This window comes from Shewanella sp. HL-SH4 (genome assembly GCF_051164845.1).
Taxonomy (GTDB): domain Bacteria; phylum Pseudomonadota; class Gammaproteobacteria; order Enterobacterales; family Shewanellaceae; genus Shewanella; species Shewanella glacialimarina.
The window spans coordinates 233,129-250,609 of sequence record NZ_CP195037.1; the positions used below are offsets into that span (position 1 = coordinate 233,129).

At 41.1% G+C, this 17,481-nt stretch carries 10 protein-coding genes and 1 pseudogene; 2 read left to right on the forward strand and 9 right to left on the reverse strand.

The annotated features are described in order from the left end of the window. Positions 1-7: 7 nt before the first annotated feature. The 5 genes from prpF to ACRWQL_RS02020 all read right to left on the reverse strand — a co-directional run bounded on the left by prpF (position 8) and on the right by ACRWQL_RS02020 (position 6,775). The gene (gene prpF / locus ACRWQL_RS02000; protein ID WP_434952063.1) at positions 8-1,180 is read right to left on the reverse strand and encodes a 2-methylaconitate cis-trans isomerase PrpF; all 1,173 of its coding nucleotides are present in this window, start codon (positions 1,178-1,180) and stop codon (positions 8-10) included. An 80-nt stretch (positions 1,181-1,260) separates the two neighbouring features. Then, positions 1,261-3,855: a Fe/S-dependent 2-methylisocitrate dehydratase AcnD gene (gene acnD, locus ACRWQL_RS02005; RefSeq protein WP_434952066.1), complete on the reverse strand. Its 2,595-nt coding sequence runs from the start codon at positions 3,853-3,855 to the stop codon at positions 1,261-1,263. 90 nt (positions 3,856-3,945) lie between these two features. After that, positions 3,946-5,070, reverse strand: coding sequence for a bifunctional 2-methylcitrate synthase/citrate synthase (gene prpC / locus ACRWQL_RS02010; protein ID WP_434952069.1), 1,125 nt, complete (start codon positions 5,068-5,070; stop codon positions 3,946-3,948). A gap of 107 nt (positions 5,071-5,177) precedes the next feature. After that, on the reverse strand, positions 5,178-6,056 hold the full coding sequence (gene prpB / locus ACRWQL_RS02015; protein ID WP_226410024.1) for a methylisocitrate lyase: 879 nt from the start codon (positions 6,054-6,056) through the stop codon (positions 5,178-5,180). 62 nt (positions 6,057-6,118) lie between these two features. Then, a complete protein-coding gene (locus tag ACRWQL_RS02020) occupies positions 6,119-6,775 on the reverse strand; it encodes a GntR family transcriptional regulator (RefSeq protein ID WP_434952072.1) in 657 nt (218 codons plus the stop codon). 279 nt (positions 6,776-7,054) lie between these two features. Between ACRWQL_RS02020 and ACRWQL_RS02025 the strand changes: the two are divergent. Next, positions 7,055-7,802: pseudogene (locus tag ACRWQL_RS02025) on the forward strand ((Fe-S)-binding protein). Between the two features lie 168 nt (positions 7,803-7,970). Here the strand turns inward: ACRWQL_RS02025 and ACRWQL_RS02030 are convergent. Continuing rightward, positions 7,971-9,617 carry a methyl-accepting chemotaxis protein gene (locus ACRWQL_RS02030; protein ID WP_434952074.1) on the reverse strand — a complete coding sequence of 549 codons (1,647 nt, stop codon included), beginning with the start codon at positions 9,615-9,617 and terminating at the stop codon, positions 7,971-7,973. Between the two features lie 287 nt (positions 9,618-9,904). On the opposite strand from ACRWQL_RS02030, the gene ACRWQL_RS02035 reads away from it, so the two are divergent. Further along, entirely contained in the window at positions 9,905-10,654 is a 750-nt protein-coding gene (locus tag ACRWQL_RS02035; RefSeq protein ID WP_434952075.1) for an SDR family oxidoreductase, read from the forward strand. A 111-nt stretch (positions 10,655-10,765) separates the two neighbouring features. On the opposite strand, the gene ACRWQL_RS02040 is transcribed toward ACRWQL_RS02035, so the two are convergent. From ACRWQL_RS02040 to ACRWQL_RS02050, 3 genes are all read right to left on the reverse strand, one after another. Then, complete coding sequence (locus ACRWQL_RS02040; protein WP_434952077.1) at positions 10,766-11,299, reverse strand: cell division protein ZapC; 534 nt, start codon at positions 11,297-11,299, stop codon at positions 10,766-10,768. 170 nt (positions 11,300-11,469) lie between these two features. Beyond that, on the reverse strand, positions 11,470-12,489 hold the full coding sequence (gene pyrD / locus ACRWQL_RS02045) for a quinone-dependent dihydroorotate dehydrogenase (RefSeq protein WP_434952079.1): 1,020 nt from the start codon (positions 12,487-12,489) through the stop codon (positions 11,470-11,472). 62 nt (positions 12,490-12,551) lie between these two features. After that, positions 12,552-17,396 (reverse strand): NAD-glutamate dehydrogenase, encoded by a 4,845-nt coding sequence (locus ACRWQL_RS02050; RefSeq protein WP_434952081.1) that lies wholly within the window; start codon positions 17,394-17,396, stop codon positions 12,552-12,554. Positions 17,397-17,481: the final 85 nt, after the last annotated feature.

The window sequence follows — 17,481 nt, forward strand, 5'->3', positions numbered from 1 at the left end:
GGATACGTTAGTCTTGAGGTATACGCACACTACCTTCCATTAATACTCTAGCACTGCGACTCATTATAGCTTTAGTTACCTGCCAGTGACCATCAATCAACTTAGCTTCTGCACCTACACGTAAAGTGCCTGAGGGATGACCAAAGGTAACAGATTGGCGCTCGATGCCGCCAGCCGCAAGATTAACTAATGTCCCCGGTATAGCTGCTGCAGTGCCAATAGCAACCGCTGCAGTACCCATCATGGCATGATGCAATTTACCCATTGATAGTGCTCTCACCGATAAATCAATTTCTGAAGCACTAATCGCTTTACCACTTGAACTAATGTAATCGGCTGCAGGTGCAACAAAGGCTACTTTAGGTGTATGTTGGCGAACTTTGGCTTCTTCTAAATGAGTGATTAGTCCCATTTTTAGTGCACCATAGGCTCGAATAGTTTCAAATTTTGTTAGTGCGGTATTATCGTTATTAATCGCGTCTTGCAATTCTGCTCCAGTATAACCAATATCAGCCGCATTCAAAAAAATAGTTGGAATACCGGCATTAATCATAGTTACGTTAAATGTACCTATATTTGGCACAACTAACTCATCTACGATATTACCTGTAGGAAACATCGCCCCTTCACCATCGGCAGGGTCTAAAAACTCAACTTGTACTTCAGCGGCTTTAAACGTCACGCCATCAAGTTCAAAATCACCCGTTTCTTGTACTTCGCCGTTTGTTATCGGTACATGAGCAATAATGGTTTTGTTAATATTTGCCTGCCATATACGCACGATTACGGTGCCATTTTGAGGAACTCGTCTTGGATCAATTAATCCATTACTAATCGCAAATGAGCCTACAGCAGCGGTTAAGTTGCCGCAATTACCACTCCAGTCTATAAAGGGTTTATCTATCGCTACTTGGCCAAATAAGTAATCCACATCATGATCAGGCTGGGTGCTTTTTGATAAAAGAACCACTTTACTGGTACTTGAGGTCGCACCGCCCATACCGTCAGTATGCTTACCATAGGGATCAGGACTGCCAATGACTCTGAGTAATATCTCATCACGTTCAGCGACAGCCACTTGAGCTGCTACCGGTAAATCAGAAATATTAAAAAAGACTCCTTTACTGGTTCCGCCACGCATATAGGTAGCGGGTATTTTTATCTGTGGTTTAAACGTCATGTTTTATCCTTAAAAAAAGCGGTGATGGTAACCCCATACACCGCCTCTTTCTGATGATTGATTATTTCTTCATGCAAAAATTACTGCGCAGCGCTTGACTCTAGAAAGTCTTGCGCAAAACGTTGTAATACACCGCCAGCTTCATAAATAGACAGCTCTTCAGCCGTGTCGACACGACACTTCACCGCAATCGTCACTTGCTCACCGTTTTTACGCGTCATGATCACATCTAACATCGCACCAGGCTTACGCTCGCCAACCACATCATAGGTTTCTGTGCCATCAATCTGATAAGTATGACGATTATGACCTGCTGTGAATTCAAGCGGTAACACGCCCATACCGACTAAGTTGGTACGGTGAATACGCTCAAAGCCTTCGGCAACAATCACTTCAACGCCAGCAAGTCGCACGCCTTTTGCCGCCCAGTCACGTGACGAGCCTTGACCATAATCCGCACCAGCGATAATAATCAGTGGCTGCTTGCGTTCCATGTAGGTTTCTATCGCTTCCCACATGCGAGTAACTTGGCCTTCTGGCTCAAGGCGCGCAAGTGATCCTTGCTTAACCTTGCCGTTTTCCTGCACCATTTCGTTAAACAGTTTAGGGTTAGCAAATGTAGCTCGCTGGGCAGTTAAGTGATCGCCTCTGTGAGTGGCATAAGAGTTAAAGTCTTCTTCTGGCAAGCCCATTTTGTGTAAATAAGCGCCTGCTGCACTGTCTAGCATAATCGCATTGGATGGCGATAAATGATCCGTAGTGATGTTGTCACCCAACACCGCTAATGCACGCATACCTTTCATGGTGCGCTCACCCGCTAAGGCTCCGTCCCAATAAGGTGGACGACGAATATAAGTGCTCTGCGGGCGCCAATCATACTGTGGGTTTACATGTGTGCCATATTCAACTTTAATGTCAAACATCGGCTCGTAAACTTTGCGGAACTGCTCGGGCTTAACGCTAGCTTTAACAACCGCATCGATTTCTTCATCGGTAGGCCAAATGTCTTTCAACGTCACAGCTTGACCTTGGTTATCAATACCTAAGATATCTTTTTCAATATCAAAACGAATCGTACCGGCAATGGCATAAGCAATGACCAATGGCGGCGAAGCTAAAAATGCTTGTTTAGCGTAAGGGTGAATACGTCCATCGAAGTTGCGATTACCCGATAGCACAGCCGTTGCGTACAAATCGCGATCAATCACTTCTTGTTGAATAACCGGATCAAGCGCGCCGCTCATGCCGTTACAGGTGGTACAGGCAAACCCAACAATACCAAAACCTAAATTTTCAAGCTCAGGTAACAAGCCTGCTTCTTCTAAATACAATTGCACTGCTTTAGAGCCTGGCGCAAGTGATGATTTAACCCAAGGTTTACGTAATAAACCACGTGCATTGGCATTTCGTGCTAATAGTCCCGCTGCAATCATGTTGCGAGGGTTGCTGGTGTTAGTACAACTAGTAATGGCGGCAATAATCACGGCACCATCGGGCATTTTACCAGGCTCGTTTTCAACTACACCACTAATGCCGCGAGCAGCAAGCTCAGAGGTTGGAACCCGAGAATGCGGATTTGAAGGACCGGCAATGTTACGTCCAACCGAAGACAAATCAAAGTGCAGAACACGCTCATATACAGCATTCGTTAACGTATCAGCCCATAAACCAGCTTGTTTGGCATAGGTTTCAACTAATTTAACTTGCGCGTCTTCACGACCAGTTAATGTTAAATAATCAATAGTTTGCTTATCGATATAAAACATCGCTGCTGTGGCGCCGTATTCAGGCGTCATGTTGGTAATGGTGGCGCGATCGCCAAGGGTTAAATGGGTGGTACCTTCACCATAAAACTCAAGATACGATGACACTACTTTTTGCGCACGTAAGTATTCGGTTAATGCTAATACAATATCGGTAGCGGTAATGCCAGGTTGTGGCTTACCCGTTACTTCAACACCCACAATTTCCGGTAAACGCATGTAAGATGCGCGGCCCAGCATCACGCTTTCCGCTTCTAAACCACCTACCCCAATGGCAATAACACCTAACGCATCTACATGTGGTGTATGGCTATCGGTGCCCACTAAGGTGTCAGGAAACGCCACACCATTTTGAGCATGTACCACTGGCGACATACGTTCTAAGTTAATTTGATGCATGATGCCGTTACCAGGTTGGATAACATCAACATTTTTAAACGCAGTTTTGGTCCAATTGATAAAATGAAAACGGTCTTCATTACGACGGTCTTCAATAGCGCGGTTTTTATCAAACGCGTCTTTGTCAAAACCGGCATGTTCTACAGCCAGTGAGTGATCGACAATCAATTGAGTCGGTACTACTGGGTTTACTTTAGATGGATCGCCCCCTTTTTCAGCAATCGCATCACGCAGACCCGCTAAATCAACTAAAGCGGTTTGACCTAAAATATCATGACATACCACACGAGCGGGATACCACGGAAAGTCGAGATCACTTTTACGTTCAATCAACTGCTTTAACGAATCAGTGAGCATATCTGGCGCACAACGACGCACTAGGTTCTCGGCAAATACACGAGAACAATAAGGCAATTTGGCATAAGCGCCAGGTTCAATTGCGTCGACAGCCTCTTGGGTGTCAAAATAATCAAATTGGGTGCCCGGCAAGGCTTTACGGTATTGAGTATTCATAACTTCATCCACAATAAACATCAAACTAATAAGCGCTAATCTACAACGAAAAAAACCGAGTCATCATCATTATCAGACTCGGCAAGTTAATTAGCGTTGACTAATTGGTATCACTTTACGTGGCTCACTGCCGACATAATCTGCACTTGGACGAATAATGCGGTTGTTAGAGCGTTGTTCCATCACATGTGCAGCCCAGCCTGTTAAACGTGAACACACAAAAATTGGTGTGAATAACTTAGTTGGAATGCCCATAAAATGATAAGCAGAGGCATGGAAGAAGTCTGCATTACAAAATAGCTTTTTGCTGTCCCACATAAACTCTTCACAGGCGACAGAAATGTCATATAACGAGGTGTCACCATTTTCGTGAGCCAACTTTTCAGACCAGGCTTTAATGATCACATTACGAGGATCTGACACACTATAAATAGCATGGCCAAAGCCCATAATTTTTTCTTTACGTTCTAACATACCCGCCATTTTCAATTTAGCATCTGCTGGTGAGCTAAACTTTTGGATCATATCCATTGCAGCTTCGTTTGCGCCACCATGAAGTGGACCCCGTAATGAACCAATCGCACCAGTCACACACGAATACATATCCGATAATGTTGAAGCACATACGCGCGCGGTAAAGGTCGATGCGTTAAACTCATGCTCAGCATAAAGGATCAAAGACACGTCCATTACCTTACGATGTTGTGCAGAAGGCGTTTCACCGCGTAATAATTTAAGGAAATGACCGCCAAGTGATTCTTCATCACTAGTACAGTCAATTTCTACACCTTCATGACTATAGCGATACCAGTAACACATAATCGCAGGAAACGCTGCGAGCAAGCGATTAGAGGCTTTATGCTGCTGAGTAAAATCAACTTCTGGCTCAAGGTTTCCTAAAAACGAGCAGCCCGTTCGCATAACATCCATTGGATGAGCATCAGCAGGAATAAGCTTCAATACCGCTTTAAGGGCGTCAGGTAAATCACGTTGCGCGGTTAACTCTGTTTTGTAAGCACTTAATTGTGCTTGAGTTGGTAACTCACCGTTAAACAGTAAATAAGCCACTTCTTCAAAGGTGGCGTTGTCGGCTAAATCCGCGACATCATAACCACAATAAGTCAGTCCAGAACCTGATTTACCGACTGTACATAATTTTGTTTCGCCAGCACTTTGACCACGTAATCCTGCGCCCGATAATTTCTTGTCTACCATGATATCTTCCTTCTTATGCTTGTCGCGATTAAGCCAAGCTTAATCGCGATTGTAGGGTATTTTTTATTCTAGTCGTAAAAATGGTTCACACTTTTATTACCGGGTGATTATTTATTTTTGCCTTCGGCAAATAGACTATCTAGCTTTTGCTCATAATCGTGATAGCCCAAGTAATCATATAAATCCATCCGCGTTTGCATGGTGTCCACCACCGCTTTTTGGTCGCCATCGGTTAAAATAGCACTGTAGACATTTTCAGCCGCTTTGTTCATCGCACGGAATGCACTTAATGGATATAGCACCATAGATGCACCCCACTCGCCTAATTGCTGTTTATTCCATAATTCAGTTTGGCCAAACTCAGTAATGTTAGCCAAAATAGGCACATCTAATGCTTCAGCAAAGGCGCGATAATGTGCTTCAGTTTTAATTGCTTCAGCAAAAATACCGTCTGCACCTGCTGCTACATAGGCTTTAGCACGTTCGATAGCGGCTTCTAACCCTTCTTGAGCAAACGAGTCTGTGCGCGCCATAATGAAAAAATCAGGATCTGTGCGGGCATCAACCGCCGCTTTAATGCGGTCGACCATTTCTTCTACAGGCACGATTTCTTTATTTGGGCGATGACCACAACGCTTTTGCGCTACTTGATCTTCCATGTGCACAGCGGCTGCACCCGCTTTTTCCATATCGCGAATGGTTTTGGCAATATTAAATGCACCGCCCCAACCCGTGTCGATATCCACCAATAAAGGTAAGTCACACGCTGATGTAATACGTTGCACATCCACTAACACATCATTCAAAGAAGTCATGCCAAGATCAGGCAAACCATAAGAGGCGTTTGCCACGCCACCACCTGACAAATAAATGGCTTGATGGCCAATTTGTTTTGCCATCATGGCTGAATAGGCATTGATCGTACCGACTATTTGCAATGGTTTATTGGCCATTAGTGCCTGGCGAAATTTTTTACCTGCGCTCATATTCTTTCCTTGTGTGTATTAACAATCTTGATTCGATTATCGGTCATCATAATTATCGATAACTAACTTAACTTGGCTTCAATACTATTTTTTGAATACATGATATGGCGACGCATTAACATCTCAGCGAGTTCTGCATCACGATTAGCAATGGCTTTTACAATATGTTTATGCTCATCATAGGCGGTGGTTACTCTAGGTCCCGCCATACCAAGCTGCACACGATACATGCGCACTAAATGATAAATACCATCAAATAACATACTGATTAAATGCTTATTTTTGCTACCCAGTATGATTCGATAATGAAAGTCGACATCGCCCGCTTCCTGATAATAAGACTGCCCGTCTTTGACTTCATCAAAATGGCATTGCAGTAGTCCCATCAAATCATCAATTTCTTCATGGGTCATATTCAAAGCCGCTAACCTTGCGGCCATGCCTTCTAATGACTCGCGCACTTGATAAAGCTCTATCAACCCTTGAGGACTCAGTGCGACCACTCTCGCCCCGATATTTGCCTTGCGCTCCACTATGTGACAAGCCTCAAGGCGATTGATTGCTTCACGGATAATCGCACGACTAACCGCATATTTTGTCGACAATTCTGTCTCACTGAGCTTTGAACCCGCCGCAATTCTGCCTTCAACAATATCGTCTCTAAGCAAAATAAAGGTTTTATCTGCTGCTGTTACTGGCTTTTCATTAGCGAGGAGCATGCTTTTAACTCAATTAACAATTCGTATGTCGACAATATAGCAGCAAATGAGTGATAAACAACCCCAAAAACCATACATTGTCGACATAGTGGTATTTTTATTGCTAATTACGACTAATTGATGAGGTTATAAACCCATCTTTTAATATTTAGTCGACAATCCTAAGGTTAAGTTTCAAAAATGAAAATATCCTGACGGTTGATTACTGTTTTGTCTGTATGACTCAATAGTATTGGCAAAGTAGATTAATAGTATCCGTGATTATTGAAGTCAATGAATATGAAAATTGCACTGTTTATTCCCTGTTTGGTTAATCAAATGATGCCTGATGTAGCGATTGCCACTTTGTCATTATTTGAAAAATTGGGGCATCAAGTGATATTCCCTCAAGGCCAGACCTGTTGTGGCCAACCTATAACAAACTCAGGCTGTTTTAACGAAGCACGCAACACCACACCCAAATGACTAAATGCGTTTAAAGGCGAGGAATGCGATGCCATTGTCTGCCCAGCGGCATCTTGTTTCGTCGCCGCTAAAGAAAACTTGCATGAGTTTGATAAAAGCCAAGCGACACAAGATGTGATCGATAAACAGTATGAACTTACGGAATTCTTACACGATATAGCACCAATAGCGTCATTTAAGCATAAATTTGAGCATACCATTAGCTTACAGATGAGTTGTCATAGACTGCGTATGCTTAACTTAGCGACGCCAAGTGAATCAATGGGACTAAAATTCAATAAAGTGGAAGCCATACTGCAAAACATTCCAGGTATCAATATTGCTTATCCCGCACCACGCGATGAATGTTGCGGTTTCGGCGGTACCTTTGCGGTTGATGAAGGCGCTGTGTCAGCCAAAATAGAAAGATAAAGCCCATGCTGCCATCCGTGCACAATATGTTATTGGGTTCGACCCTTCTTGTTTACTGCATATTGATGGCATGATCAATCGGGTATTCAGACGGGTTTCTAGTTTGGCAATTTTACGGCTAACCGTTGACACTGGAATATTTTGTAACTGACTATAACCTGCGAAAAGCCGCCAGCACTGACCAAATGGACAAAACACAGTTAACCGAACATGTTAACCTGGGGCTGTTAAGCTTGATTCATTCCACTACAAATCTTTGTCAGATATAAATGGTCAACATCAAGCAGCAAAACAACCTTAAAATAAACAGGCCGAAATATTACACTTTAAAATGAGCGACTAATTCAGCTAGTTTTTCAGACCCTTGCTCAATTTGGCTACTACTTTGATTAATGTCCTGATTATATTCTCTGTTCTCGACGGACATGTCGTTTATGCGAGTAATATTCATATTTAGCTCTGCAATAACCGCACTTTGCTCTTCTGTTGCCGCAGCTATTTGAATATTCATTTGTGAAATCTGTTCAATTGAATTTTTAATCACATCAAGCGCGCCAACCACTTGGCCAGTTTCTGAAACCGTTTCATTTGATTTAATTTTCGCTCTTTCAACTGAAGCATTAACACTGTCGATAGCGTCACGAATGGCATCAATGATGCCGTTAATTTCTCGGGTTGAATCTTGCGTTCTGCTTGCTAGAGTGCGTACTTCATCTGCCACAACCGCAAATCCCCGTCCTGCCTCACCGGCACGGGCTGCCTCAATAGCTGCATTTAATGCTAACAAATTGGTTTGCTCTGCAATACCAACAATCACATCTAATATTTGACCGATTTTACTCGAACTAATTTGTAGTCCTTTAGCCACTTCCTCGGTATGAATAAGCTCACTTGAAAGCTCATTAATTTTGCCCATGGCATTATCAACTACTTTAGCGGTTTTATCCGCTTCTTCATCTGCAGAATGCGCGCTTTGTGCGGCCAGTTGTGCATTAGAAGCCACTTCTGAAGCAGTCATCGACATCTGGTTGATAGCAGTTGCTACGTTTTCGGTTTCCATCTGCACGTTAGTTGAAACTTGATTCGCTTTTGCTGCAATCGCTGACATGCCGCCTGCTAATTCACTGCTGTGTTGAATCGACTCTCCCACAGAAGTAATAACATTCTGAATTTTAGAGGTAAACATATTAAAGTGAGTTGCAATCTCTTTTAACTCATCAGCCCCTTGTTCTGATAATCGCAAGGTTAAATCACCCTCTCCTTTAGCCACATTTTCAAAAGCAGTGATGGTAGAGCGCATTGGTACCGAGACACTCTGAATAATAATATAAAGAAAAATAAGAACCGGTAGCCAAACTAACGCGAGCAAAAAGATGTAACTGTAAATAAATTCTCGATTTTGGGCATCAATATCATCAACATAAATACCTGTACCAATAATCCAGTTCCATGGGGTAAATTTTTTCACCACCGACATTTTTGGGCTTGGGTCTTCTTGATTGGGCTTATTCCACATGTAATCGACTCTAGCAGACTCTTGAGTTTGCGTTCTATCAATCATCAATTGGAACAATGTAATCCCGTCAGGATCTTTCATTCCTATCACACTGGTATTCACTAGCTTTTTGGCAAAAGCATGCTGAATCATCACGCCTTGGGTATTGATACTGAAATAGTATTCTTGCCCTGCGTAGCGCAAATGATCAAGTGCGGCGATGGCTGACATTTGTGCCTGCGCCTCAGTTAACTCTCCTTGCTCACTGCGTTGATAGTATTGATCGACAACAGCAACAGCCGCATCAACTAAAGCATGTAATTTGGCTTCTTTTTCGGCAATGAGTACATTATCAATACGGTTAAGCGCAAATAAAAACATTAAAATGGTGGCGACAATGCTTAACACTAACATTCCGAGTAATCGTTTCGAAATGCTCATTTTTCTTAATAGAAGGTTGATAGCGTTCATATAACCACCTGAGAATATTAAAAATAAAAATATTTTTAAATCTTAAAAAGTTATGACACTCTAGAGACTATATCGTCAAAACAACACTCTCCTTTAGTATGATGTGATGTTTTTATAATCATTATTGTCAATCTAAACTTGGATCAATAACTGCTGTTTGTCAAATTTAAGACACAATAAATCAGTAAGTTAGTTATTTCTAAAGTGGTATAGTTAGTGTTCAAGTAATACCGTCTACAAGATGTATCTGCTCTTACATTAAAAATAAAAATAATAAAGGAATATTCATGCATAGAAGCAACATCCTCATTACAGGCGCAAGCTCAGGTCTTGGCCTTGGAATGGCGAAACAATTTGCCAAGAAAAACCATAACCTGGCTTTATGTGCACGTCGAATTGAGCTGTTAACCCGACTAAAAGAAGAGCTATTAACAATTAATCCAAATGTCACAGTGTTTATTTACGCGCTAGATGTGAACGATCATGAAGCAGTTTTTACTGTATTCAAACAATGCCAAATGGATATGGGGGCAATTGACAGGATCATCGTCAACGCTGGAATGGGTAAAGGGGCTTCGATTGGAACAGGTTTTTTCAAAGCCAATCTAGAAACCGCACAAACTAATTTTATTGCTGCCATTGCCCAATGCGAAGCAGCGATGGAAATATTTAGACAACAAAATAATGGCCATTTAGTGACAATCTCTTCAATCAGTGCAGTTAGGGGATTCAGACGAGCAATGACTGTTTATGCAGCAACCAAAGCTGGATTAACCTCTTTATCGGAAGGGATCCGAATTGATGTGATGCACACACCAATTAAAGTGACCTGTGTTCATCCTGGTTTTATTCGTACTGAAATAAACGAAAAAGTAAAAACAGTGCCCTTCAGAGTAGATTTAGAAACTGGCTGTAAAGCGATGGTTAAGGCTATAGAGAAAGAAAAGGATAACGTTTATGTACCAAGCTACCCTTGGGCTTTTTTACACTGGCTACTTCGTGTTGCGCCTTTAAGCCTTATTAGAAAAATGAGTTAACATTATTATTAGAGTCTACAATAGCAAAAAGCCAAACATCATTGTTTGGCTTTTTTGTAGTGACTGAGCGGATTTTAAGGCAATATCTATTTCTTATTGGAATGATTTATCCTAAGCTGCAACCACTTGCTTAGCTTTTCGCAATGGATGCAAGCGATTGTGCATTACTTTAATGGTATCAAATTGATTAAGTGACTTAGTGTCAGATAAAGCACAAGAGTTAGACAAAAGCATCACTGTAGCAGCCTGAAGACTGTCCTCAACCACTAAAACTAACACCATGACACCATTACAACTAAGTTGAAACAACTTACCTGCGCCGCAAAAAACACATTCATCACTTGCCATGAAAAACCAGGATTTTGGCATTTGAGGTTTAAGTAAGAAATGTGCTGCAGTTGCGTTGAGTGCTGTTTGAACTATCCCAGCATCGGAAATATGTAAAACCTTAGGTAAAATTTCAAGCAAGCGAATGTAATACTTAGCGTGTTCAACACTAAATTCTGTCATTCCTAGCGCATCAGGAATAAGTAGCTTTGTCTTATATGGGGTTAAGAACTCCATCTCGGAACCTAAAGATATGCTTAGTTGCTGATATCTTGTGCTAAATTCCCAATGCCAGTCCTTATTTGGCATTAATAACATGATGCAATTTCACCTAAAAATTGAATACTGGTCGATAATAGATTATTTTTCAAACAATATCCAAATTTATTTAAAAAATATTACTGATATTTCATTATCTTAGAACAAAGTGCGATCGCATAGATGCGATCGCGGCATGATTTTTGATCTTATTAATTGATCGTTTGTGGTTATTTTGTGCGATAAGCAGAACAGATTTCTGATACTAGCTGAGGCCCTTGATAGATAAAACCACTGTATATCTGAACTAAAGTGGCACCTGCTAAGAATTTGTCATTTGCATCCTTTGCAGAATTTATCCCGCCGACACCAATGATCGGGATCTGGCCGTTTAAATAACCAGCAAGAGTCTTAATTACTTGAGTAGAAAGATCGGTTAACGGCTTTCCACTTAAGCCCCCCATTTCCTCTGAGTGCTCTAGACCAGCTACCGTATCTCGCCCTAAAGTCGTATTAGTGGCAATAACGCCATCAAATTTATTTTTAATCAAGGAATCAGCAATTGATTTAATTTCATCATCGGTTAAATCTGGCGCTATTTTTAATGCAACCGGGACATATTTACCGTGTTTTTGGGTTAATTCAGTTTGTTTGGCTTTAATCGAACTTAATAAATCATCCAGCAGCTCACCATATTGTAATGTGCGTAAACCTGGGGTATTGGGGGATGAAATGTTGACAGTGATATAAGCACTATACTGATAAACCTTATCCATACAAATCAGGTAATCATCTTTACCCTGCTCTACCGGAGTGTCTTTATTTTTACCTATATTTACACCGACTAAAACATCAGATTTTTTGGCCATTAGGTTACGGACAAGGTTATCTACACCTTTATTGTTGAAGCCCATACGGTTAATAATCCCCTTTGCCGGTTTAAGGCGAAACAAACGCGGTTTATCATTACCCGATTGTGGACGAGGTGTTACTGTACCGACTTCTACATGGCCAAAACCCATAGCATAAAATGCATCAATCGACTCGCCGTCTTTATCTAATCCAGCCGCTAATCCCACAGGATTTGGAAAAGTAATCCCCATACATTCAACGGGTGTTTTTGCGATATTTTGACGATAAAAGCAATTAAGCGGTGTGTTACCGGTTATTTTCAAACTGCCTATGGCAACATTATGAGCCAACTCAGGGTCTATCTGAAACATTACTTTTTGTGCGAGTTTATAAAACATGTTTTCTCCTAGGCCTAAAAAAAGCCCCGGCAATCGCCAGGGCTAGTTCACATTATAAAGAATTACTTCTGACCTTCACAATGCAAAATAAGCAAATTAAGTTCACGTAGGGCGACTGAGAACTTAGCAAACTCATGTGTTTGCGATACTTTAAAGTCAGCTAACATGTGATACCAACGTTGAAGCAAGGTTTTATTACTCTTGATCCATTGATTAATCACAATATCTGCATCACAAGTATCACTACAAGTACGAAGTACCGCTGAGCTTAATGCACGTTGCTGCCAGTCCAATTCTTCACGGAAAGCTGCACGAGCTAATGCTTGCCAATGGTTTGCCACTGGTTGCGCACTAATTTGCTCTAAGAACCAATGCAGCTCAACTTTTGCACCTAGTTTAAAGTAGGTTGCAGACACTAAGTCGAGTGATTTATTTTCAATTTCAGCAATTTGTGCGATATCAAGCGCCGAGAATAATGTGCTCATTTTAGCAACCACTGTTGCAACTGACATTGGCACATTTTCTTTTGTAAGCGAATTAATCTCTGCAGATATCGCTTTAACTTCGGCAGCTATCATATATTGATCTACATTGTCTTTAAGCTTTTCAAATACTGGCTTAAAGAACTCAACTGTTTGTTCAATATTATGACTACGATTACGATGACGGATAAACCAGCGACAAGCACGACGCATATTACGACGTAACTGGTGCAACATCTCACCCTGTACAACTGCTGGAATTACACCGTTTAAATCAGTAATTGATTTAGTTAATTCATCTAAACCGAACACTTCACGGGCCATAGTGTAACAAATGGCCGCTTCAGCTACTGTGGCACCAGTCTCATCTTGCATACGTTGTACAAAATTGAAGCCCATATCATTAACTAGCTCATTTGCTAATGATGTGGCAATAATTTCACCACGTAGAGGATGCTGTACCATCTTATGGGCGTATTTAGCTTGAAGTTTTTTCGGAAAGTAAGCCACTAGCAATTTACTTAAGAAACTGTCTTCAGTAATTTCAGGGGTCACTAACTGCTCTTTAAGCACCATTTTTGCGTAAGCGACTAAAACAGATAGTTCTGGACGGGTTAAAGCACGGCCATTAGCTAAACGCTCGGCCAAATCATCATCAGTTGGTAAGAATTCAAGGGCACGATCTAACTTGCCTTCTTTTTCTAAATACTGAATGAAACGAATTTGTTCTTTAAGCTGAGAAACACCATGAACTTGAGTCACAGAAATGGTACGTGTTTGATCTTTACAATCCTGAAGTACAATTTCACCGACCTCATCGGTCATTTCTTCAAGGATACGGTTACGTTGCTTAACGGTTAACTCACCTTCGGCAACTAAAGTATTCAAGAAAATTTTAATGTTGACTTCGTTATCAGAACAATCAACACCGCCTACGTTATCGACGAAATCGGTATTAATACGACCGCCATTCGCTGCGTATTCGATTCGCCCAAGTTGAGTACAACCTAAGTTGCCACCCTCACCGACGATTTTAACCCGCATTTCATTACCATTAACACGCAATGTATCGTTTGCGCGGTCACCGACTTCAACATGGGTTTCTTTGCTTGATTTAACGTAAGTCCCAATACCACCGTTCCACATCAAATCAACTGGCATTTTAAGCAGTTCTTTTAATAATTCGACTGGATTCATGCTGTCTTTATCGGTAGACAACATGGTTTTCATTTCTGAGGTCAATTTTAATGATTTGGCAGAACGTAAGAAAATACCGCCGCCCTTAGAAATTAACTTAGCGTTGTAGTCTTCCCAACTTGAACGTGGTAGTGCGAATAAACGCTGACGTTCAATATAACTTTCAGCCACATTTGGGTTAGGATCAATAAAGATGTGCATATGGTTAAATGCAGCAACTAACTTGGTGTGCTCAGATAACAACATACCGTTGCCAAACACGTCACCAGCCATATCACCTATACCTAAACAGGTAAAATCTGTGGTTTGGCAATCAATGCCTATTTCACGGAAGTGACGCTTAACAGATTCCCAGCCACCTTTTGCAGTAATGCCCATTTTTTTATGGTCATAACCATTACTGCCACCAGAGGCAAATGCATCGCCTAACCAGAAATCGTATTCAATTGCGATTGAGTTGGCAATATCTGAGAATGTCGCTGTACCTTTATCAGCAGCAACAACCAAATATGAATCATCTTCATCGTGACGAACAACATCAACTGGCGGAATAACCTCACCATTTTTGATATTGTCGGTAATGTCCAACAAACCGCGAATAAATAAACGGTAACACTCTTGCCCTTCGGTAAAGAATGCTTCACGTCCACCTTCAGTAGGAAGTTGTTTACACACAAAACCACCTTTTGCACCAACGGGTACAATAACGGTGTTTTTGACTTGCTGTGCTTTTACAAGGCCTAATACTTCTGTACGGAAGTCTTCACGTCTATCAGACCAACGCAAACCACCACGGGCTACTTTACCACCACGTAAATGCACACCTTCGATTCTTGGTGAATATACAAAGATTTCGAATTTCGGTAATGGCTTTGGCATTTCCGGAATTAAGTTAGGTGCAAATTTAAACGAGGTATAGGCTTTATTATCGCCATTAGCATCCGTTTGATAGAAGTTAGTCCGTAAAGTCGCGTTAATTAAATCTAAGTAACGGCGAATGATACGGTCATCATCTAAGCTTGATACATCATCTAATTGCTTATCAATTTGCTCTAGGAATTTGCTTAATGTGCGTGTTTTAAGTTTAGGGTTAAACTTACGAATAAACATTTTAACAAGCAAATCAGCAAGTTTTGGATAACGGCTGAAAGTTTCTTCAATGTAAGACTGGCTGAAAGTGGCATCAATCTGGCGCATATATTTTGCATATGCACGTAAAATAGACACTTCACGACCGTTCAAACCAGTCGACAGTACCATACGGTTAAAACCGTCATCTTCTAGCTTTTTCTGCCATACAAATGACAAAGCATTTTGGAAACGTTCCTGGCTATCGGCAAGATTATCAATTGCAGCACCTTGAACTGTCATTAAGAAGTCAAGGATCCAGAATGTATTACCATCATTGGTTTTAACTTCGTAAGGGCGCTCATTGATCACACGTAAACCAAAGTTTTCAAGCATTGGTAGCACATCTGATAAATGGATAGGTTCATCTTTATGGAACAGCTTTAAACGCACTTTGTTGTCATTCAATGCTGTTTCTTGTGGCTGATAGAATAACATGCCTAACTTATGTTCATCATCCAAGGCTTCAAGGTGTTGAAGATCAACAACCGCAGAACTCGGTAATACATCATCTTTATAACTTTGTGGGAAAGCATTGATGTAACGTTTAGTTAATCCAGTTCCCGCTTGTTCACCTAAAGCATTATTAAGTGCTGAGTGTAATTTATCATCCCATGAGCGCGCAGCTTCAATAAGATTGTGTTCAATCGCTGCCACATCCACATCCATATTATTGTTATCGACTTTAATAATGTAATGAGTACGCGCTAACGTTGACTCAGAGAAGTAAGTCGTAAATTCAACATCTTCATTACTATTAAAGTGTTGAGCAAGAATGCGTTGGGTATCTTGGCGGAATTTAGTGTTATAACGGTCTTTAGACACATAAACTAAACACGATAAAAATCGACCAAAACCATCTTTGCGCACAAATAGCTTCAACTTGTCACGGTCTTGCATTTGCAATACACCGTGTGCCATATGTGAAAGCTCTTCCACTTTCGCTTGAATAAGCTCATCGCGAGGCAAGTTCTCAAGAATATTCATTAAAGCTTTATAGTCATGTGAACGTGGTGCTAGACCTGATTGATCTAATATACGTTGGACTTTTTCAGCCAATAATGGAATTTCACGCGGACTACGGTTATAGAGATTAGAGGCATATAGGCCGATGTAACGATCTTCACCAATCACATTGCCTTTCTTATCGAATCTTTTTACACCGACATAATCGACATAAGCTGGACGGTGAACACGACTTTTAGCAGAGCTTTTAGTCAACACAAGTAAACTTGAATCTAACGCTTCACGGCGCGCACTTTCAGACAAGGTCGACAACAATAAACCTCGATCACTTGTCGCTGTTTTTGAGCGGCTCATTAAACCCAAACTACTTTCTAAGTCAGGGACTAATTCAACATCACCTTCAACACGCTTTAGATCGTAATAACGATAGCCTAAAAGTGTAAAATGATGGTTATTTAAATAAGTAAGGTAATTAACGGCCTCTTCTAACTCAGATTTATCTCCAGGAAAAGGGCGCTGTGGTAATTGTTTAATTGTGTCAGAAAGCTTTGCAGACATTTCTTCCCAATCAACAACAGAGGCGACAACATCAGCAAGTACGGATTGAATTTCTTTTTCTATTGCTTTGATGTCTGCATCGCTATTTTGCTTATCAATCTCGATTAAGAATACGGCGATATTATCACTGGCTTTAGGCGCATTATTAACAAACGTTACTTGGGTAACGGCTTTACTGTCACGCACCACAGCTAATGGGGTATGTAACATCACATGAGCGGTAATTCCCATGCGGTTAAGTGCCATAGATAATGAATCAACTAAGAATGGCATATCTGGTTGAATGACTTCAATCACACTATGGGTTGACTGCCAGCCATGTTTTGATTGAGTCGGATTGAACACCCGAATATGGGTATCCCCTGTCGCAGTTTTGTTAAGCGCATTCCAAAGACTCACTACAGCACCATATAAATCACTGTCATTTCGGACATTGAGGTCGTCTCTTGACATATGGGCGTAGAGGCATTGGGCAAATTGCTCAACTTGTTTTGCTTGTGAATTAGGAATTTTTGAATGAATCAAATTAACTACATTCTCTAATAGTACAGAAGGCATTACATCTTTAAAGGCCATGTTGCAGATTCCTTAAGCGTCTATGGCAGCGCTTTTATCATTTTATGGATGCTTCAGCTTATTTAACTCAGAAACAAAATTTCTG

What these genes read in the sequence shown, in the direction of transcription:
- prpF (WP_434952063.1), bottom strand. Translation starts at nt 1,180, where the DNA reads ATGACGTTTAAACCACAGATAAAAATACCCGCTACCTATATGCGTGGC.
- acnD (WP_434952066.1), bottom strand. Translation starts at nt 3,855, where the DNA reads ATGAATACTCAATACCGTAAAGCCTTGCCGGGCACCCAATTTGATTAT.
- prpC (WP_434952069.1), bottom strand. Translation starts at nt 5,070, where the DNA reads ATGGTAGACAAGAAATTATCGGGCGCAGGATTACGTGGTCAAAGTGCT.
- prpB (WP_226410024.1), bottom strand. Translation starts at nt 6,056, where the DNA reads ATGAGCGCAGGTAAAAAATTTCGCCAGGCACTAATGGCCAATAAACCA.
- ACRWQL_RS02020 (WP_434952072.1), bottom strand. Translation starts at nt 6,775, where the DNA reads ATGCTCCTCGCTAATGAAAAGCCAGTAACAGCAGCAGATAAAACCTTT.
- ACRWQL_RS02030 (WP_434952074.1), bottom strand. Translation starts at nt 9,617, where the DNA reads ATGAACGCTATCAACCTTCTATTAAGAAAAATGAGCATTTCGAAACGA.
- ACRWQL_RS02035 (WP_434952075.1), top strand. Translation starts at nt 9,905, where the DNA reads ATGCATAGAAGCAACATCCTCATTACAGGCGCAAGCTCAGGTCTTGGC.
- ACRWQL_RS02040 (WP_434952077.1), bottom strand. Translation starts at nt 11,299, where the DNA reads ATGTTATTAATGCCAAATAAGGACTGGCATTGGGAATTTAGCACAAGA.
- pyrD (WP_434952079.1), bottom strand. Translation starts at nt 12,489, where the DNA reads ATGTTTTATAAACTCGCACAAAAAGTAATGTTTCAGATAGACCCTGAG.
- ACRWQL_RS02050 (WP_434952081.1), bottom strand. Translation starts at nt 17,396, where the DNA reads ATGGCCTTTAAAGATGTAATGCCTTCTGTACTATTAGAGAATGTAGTT.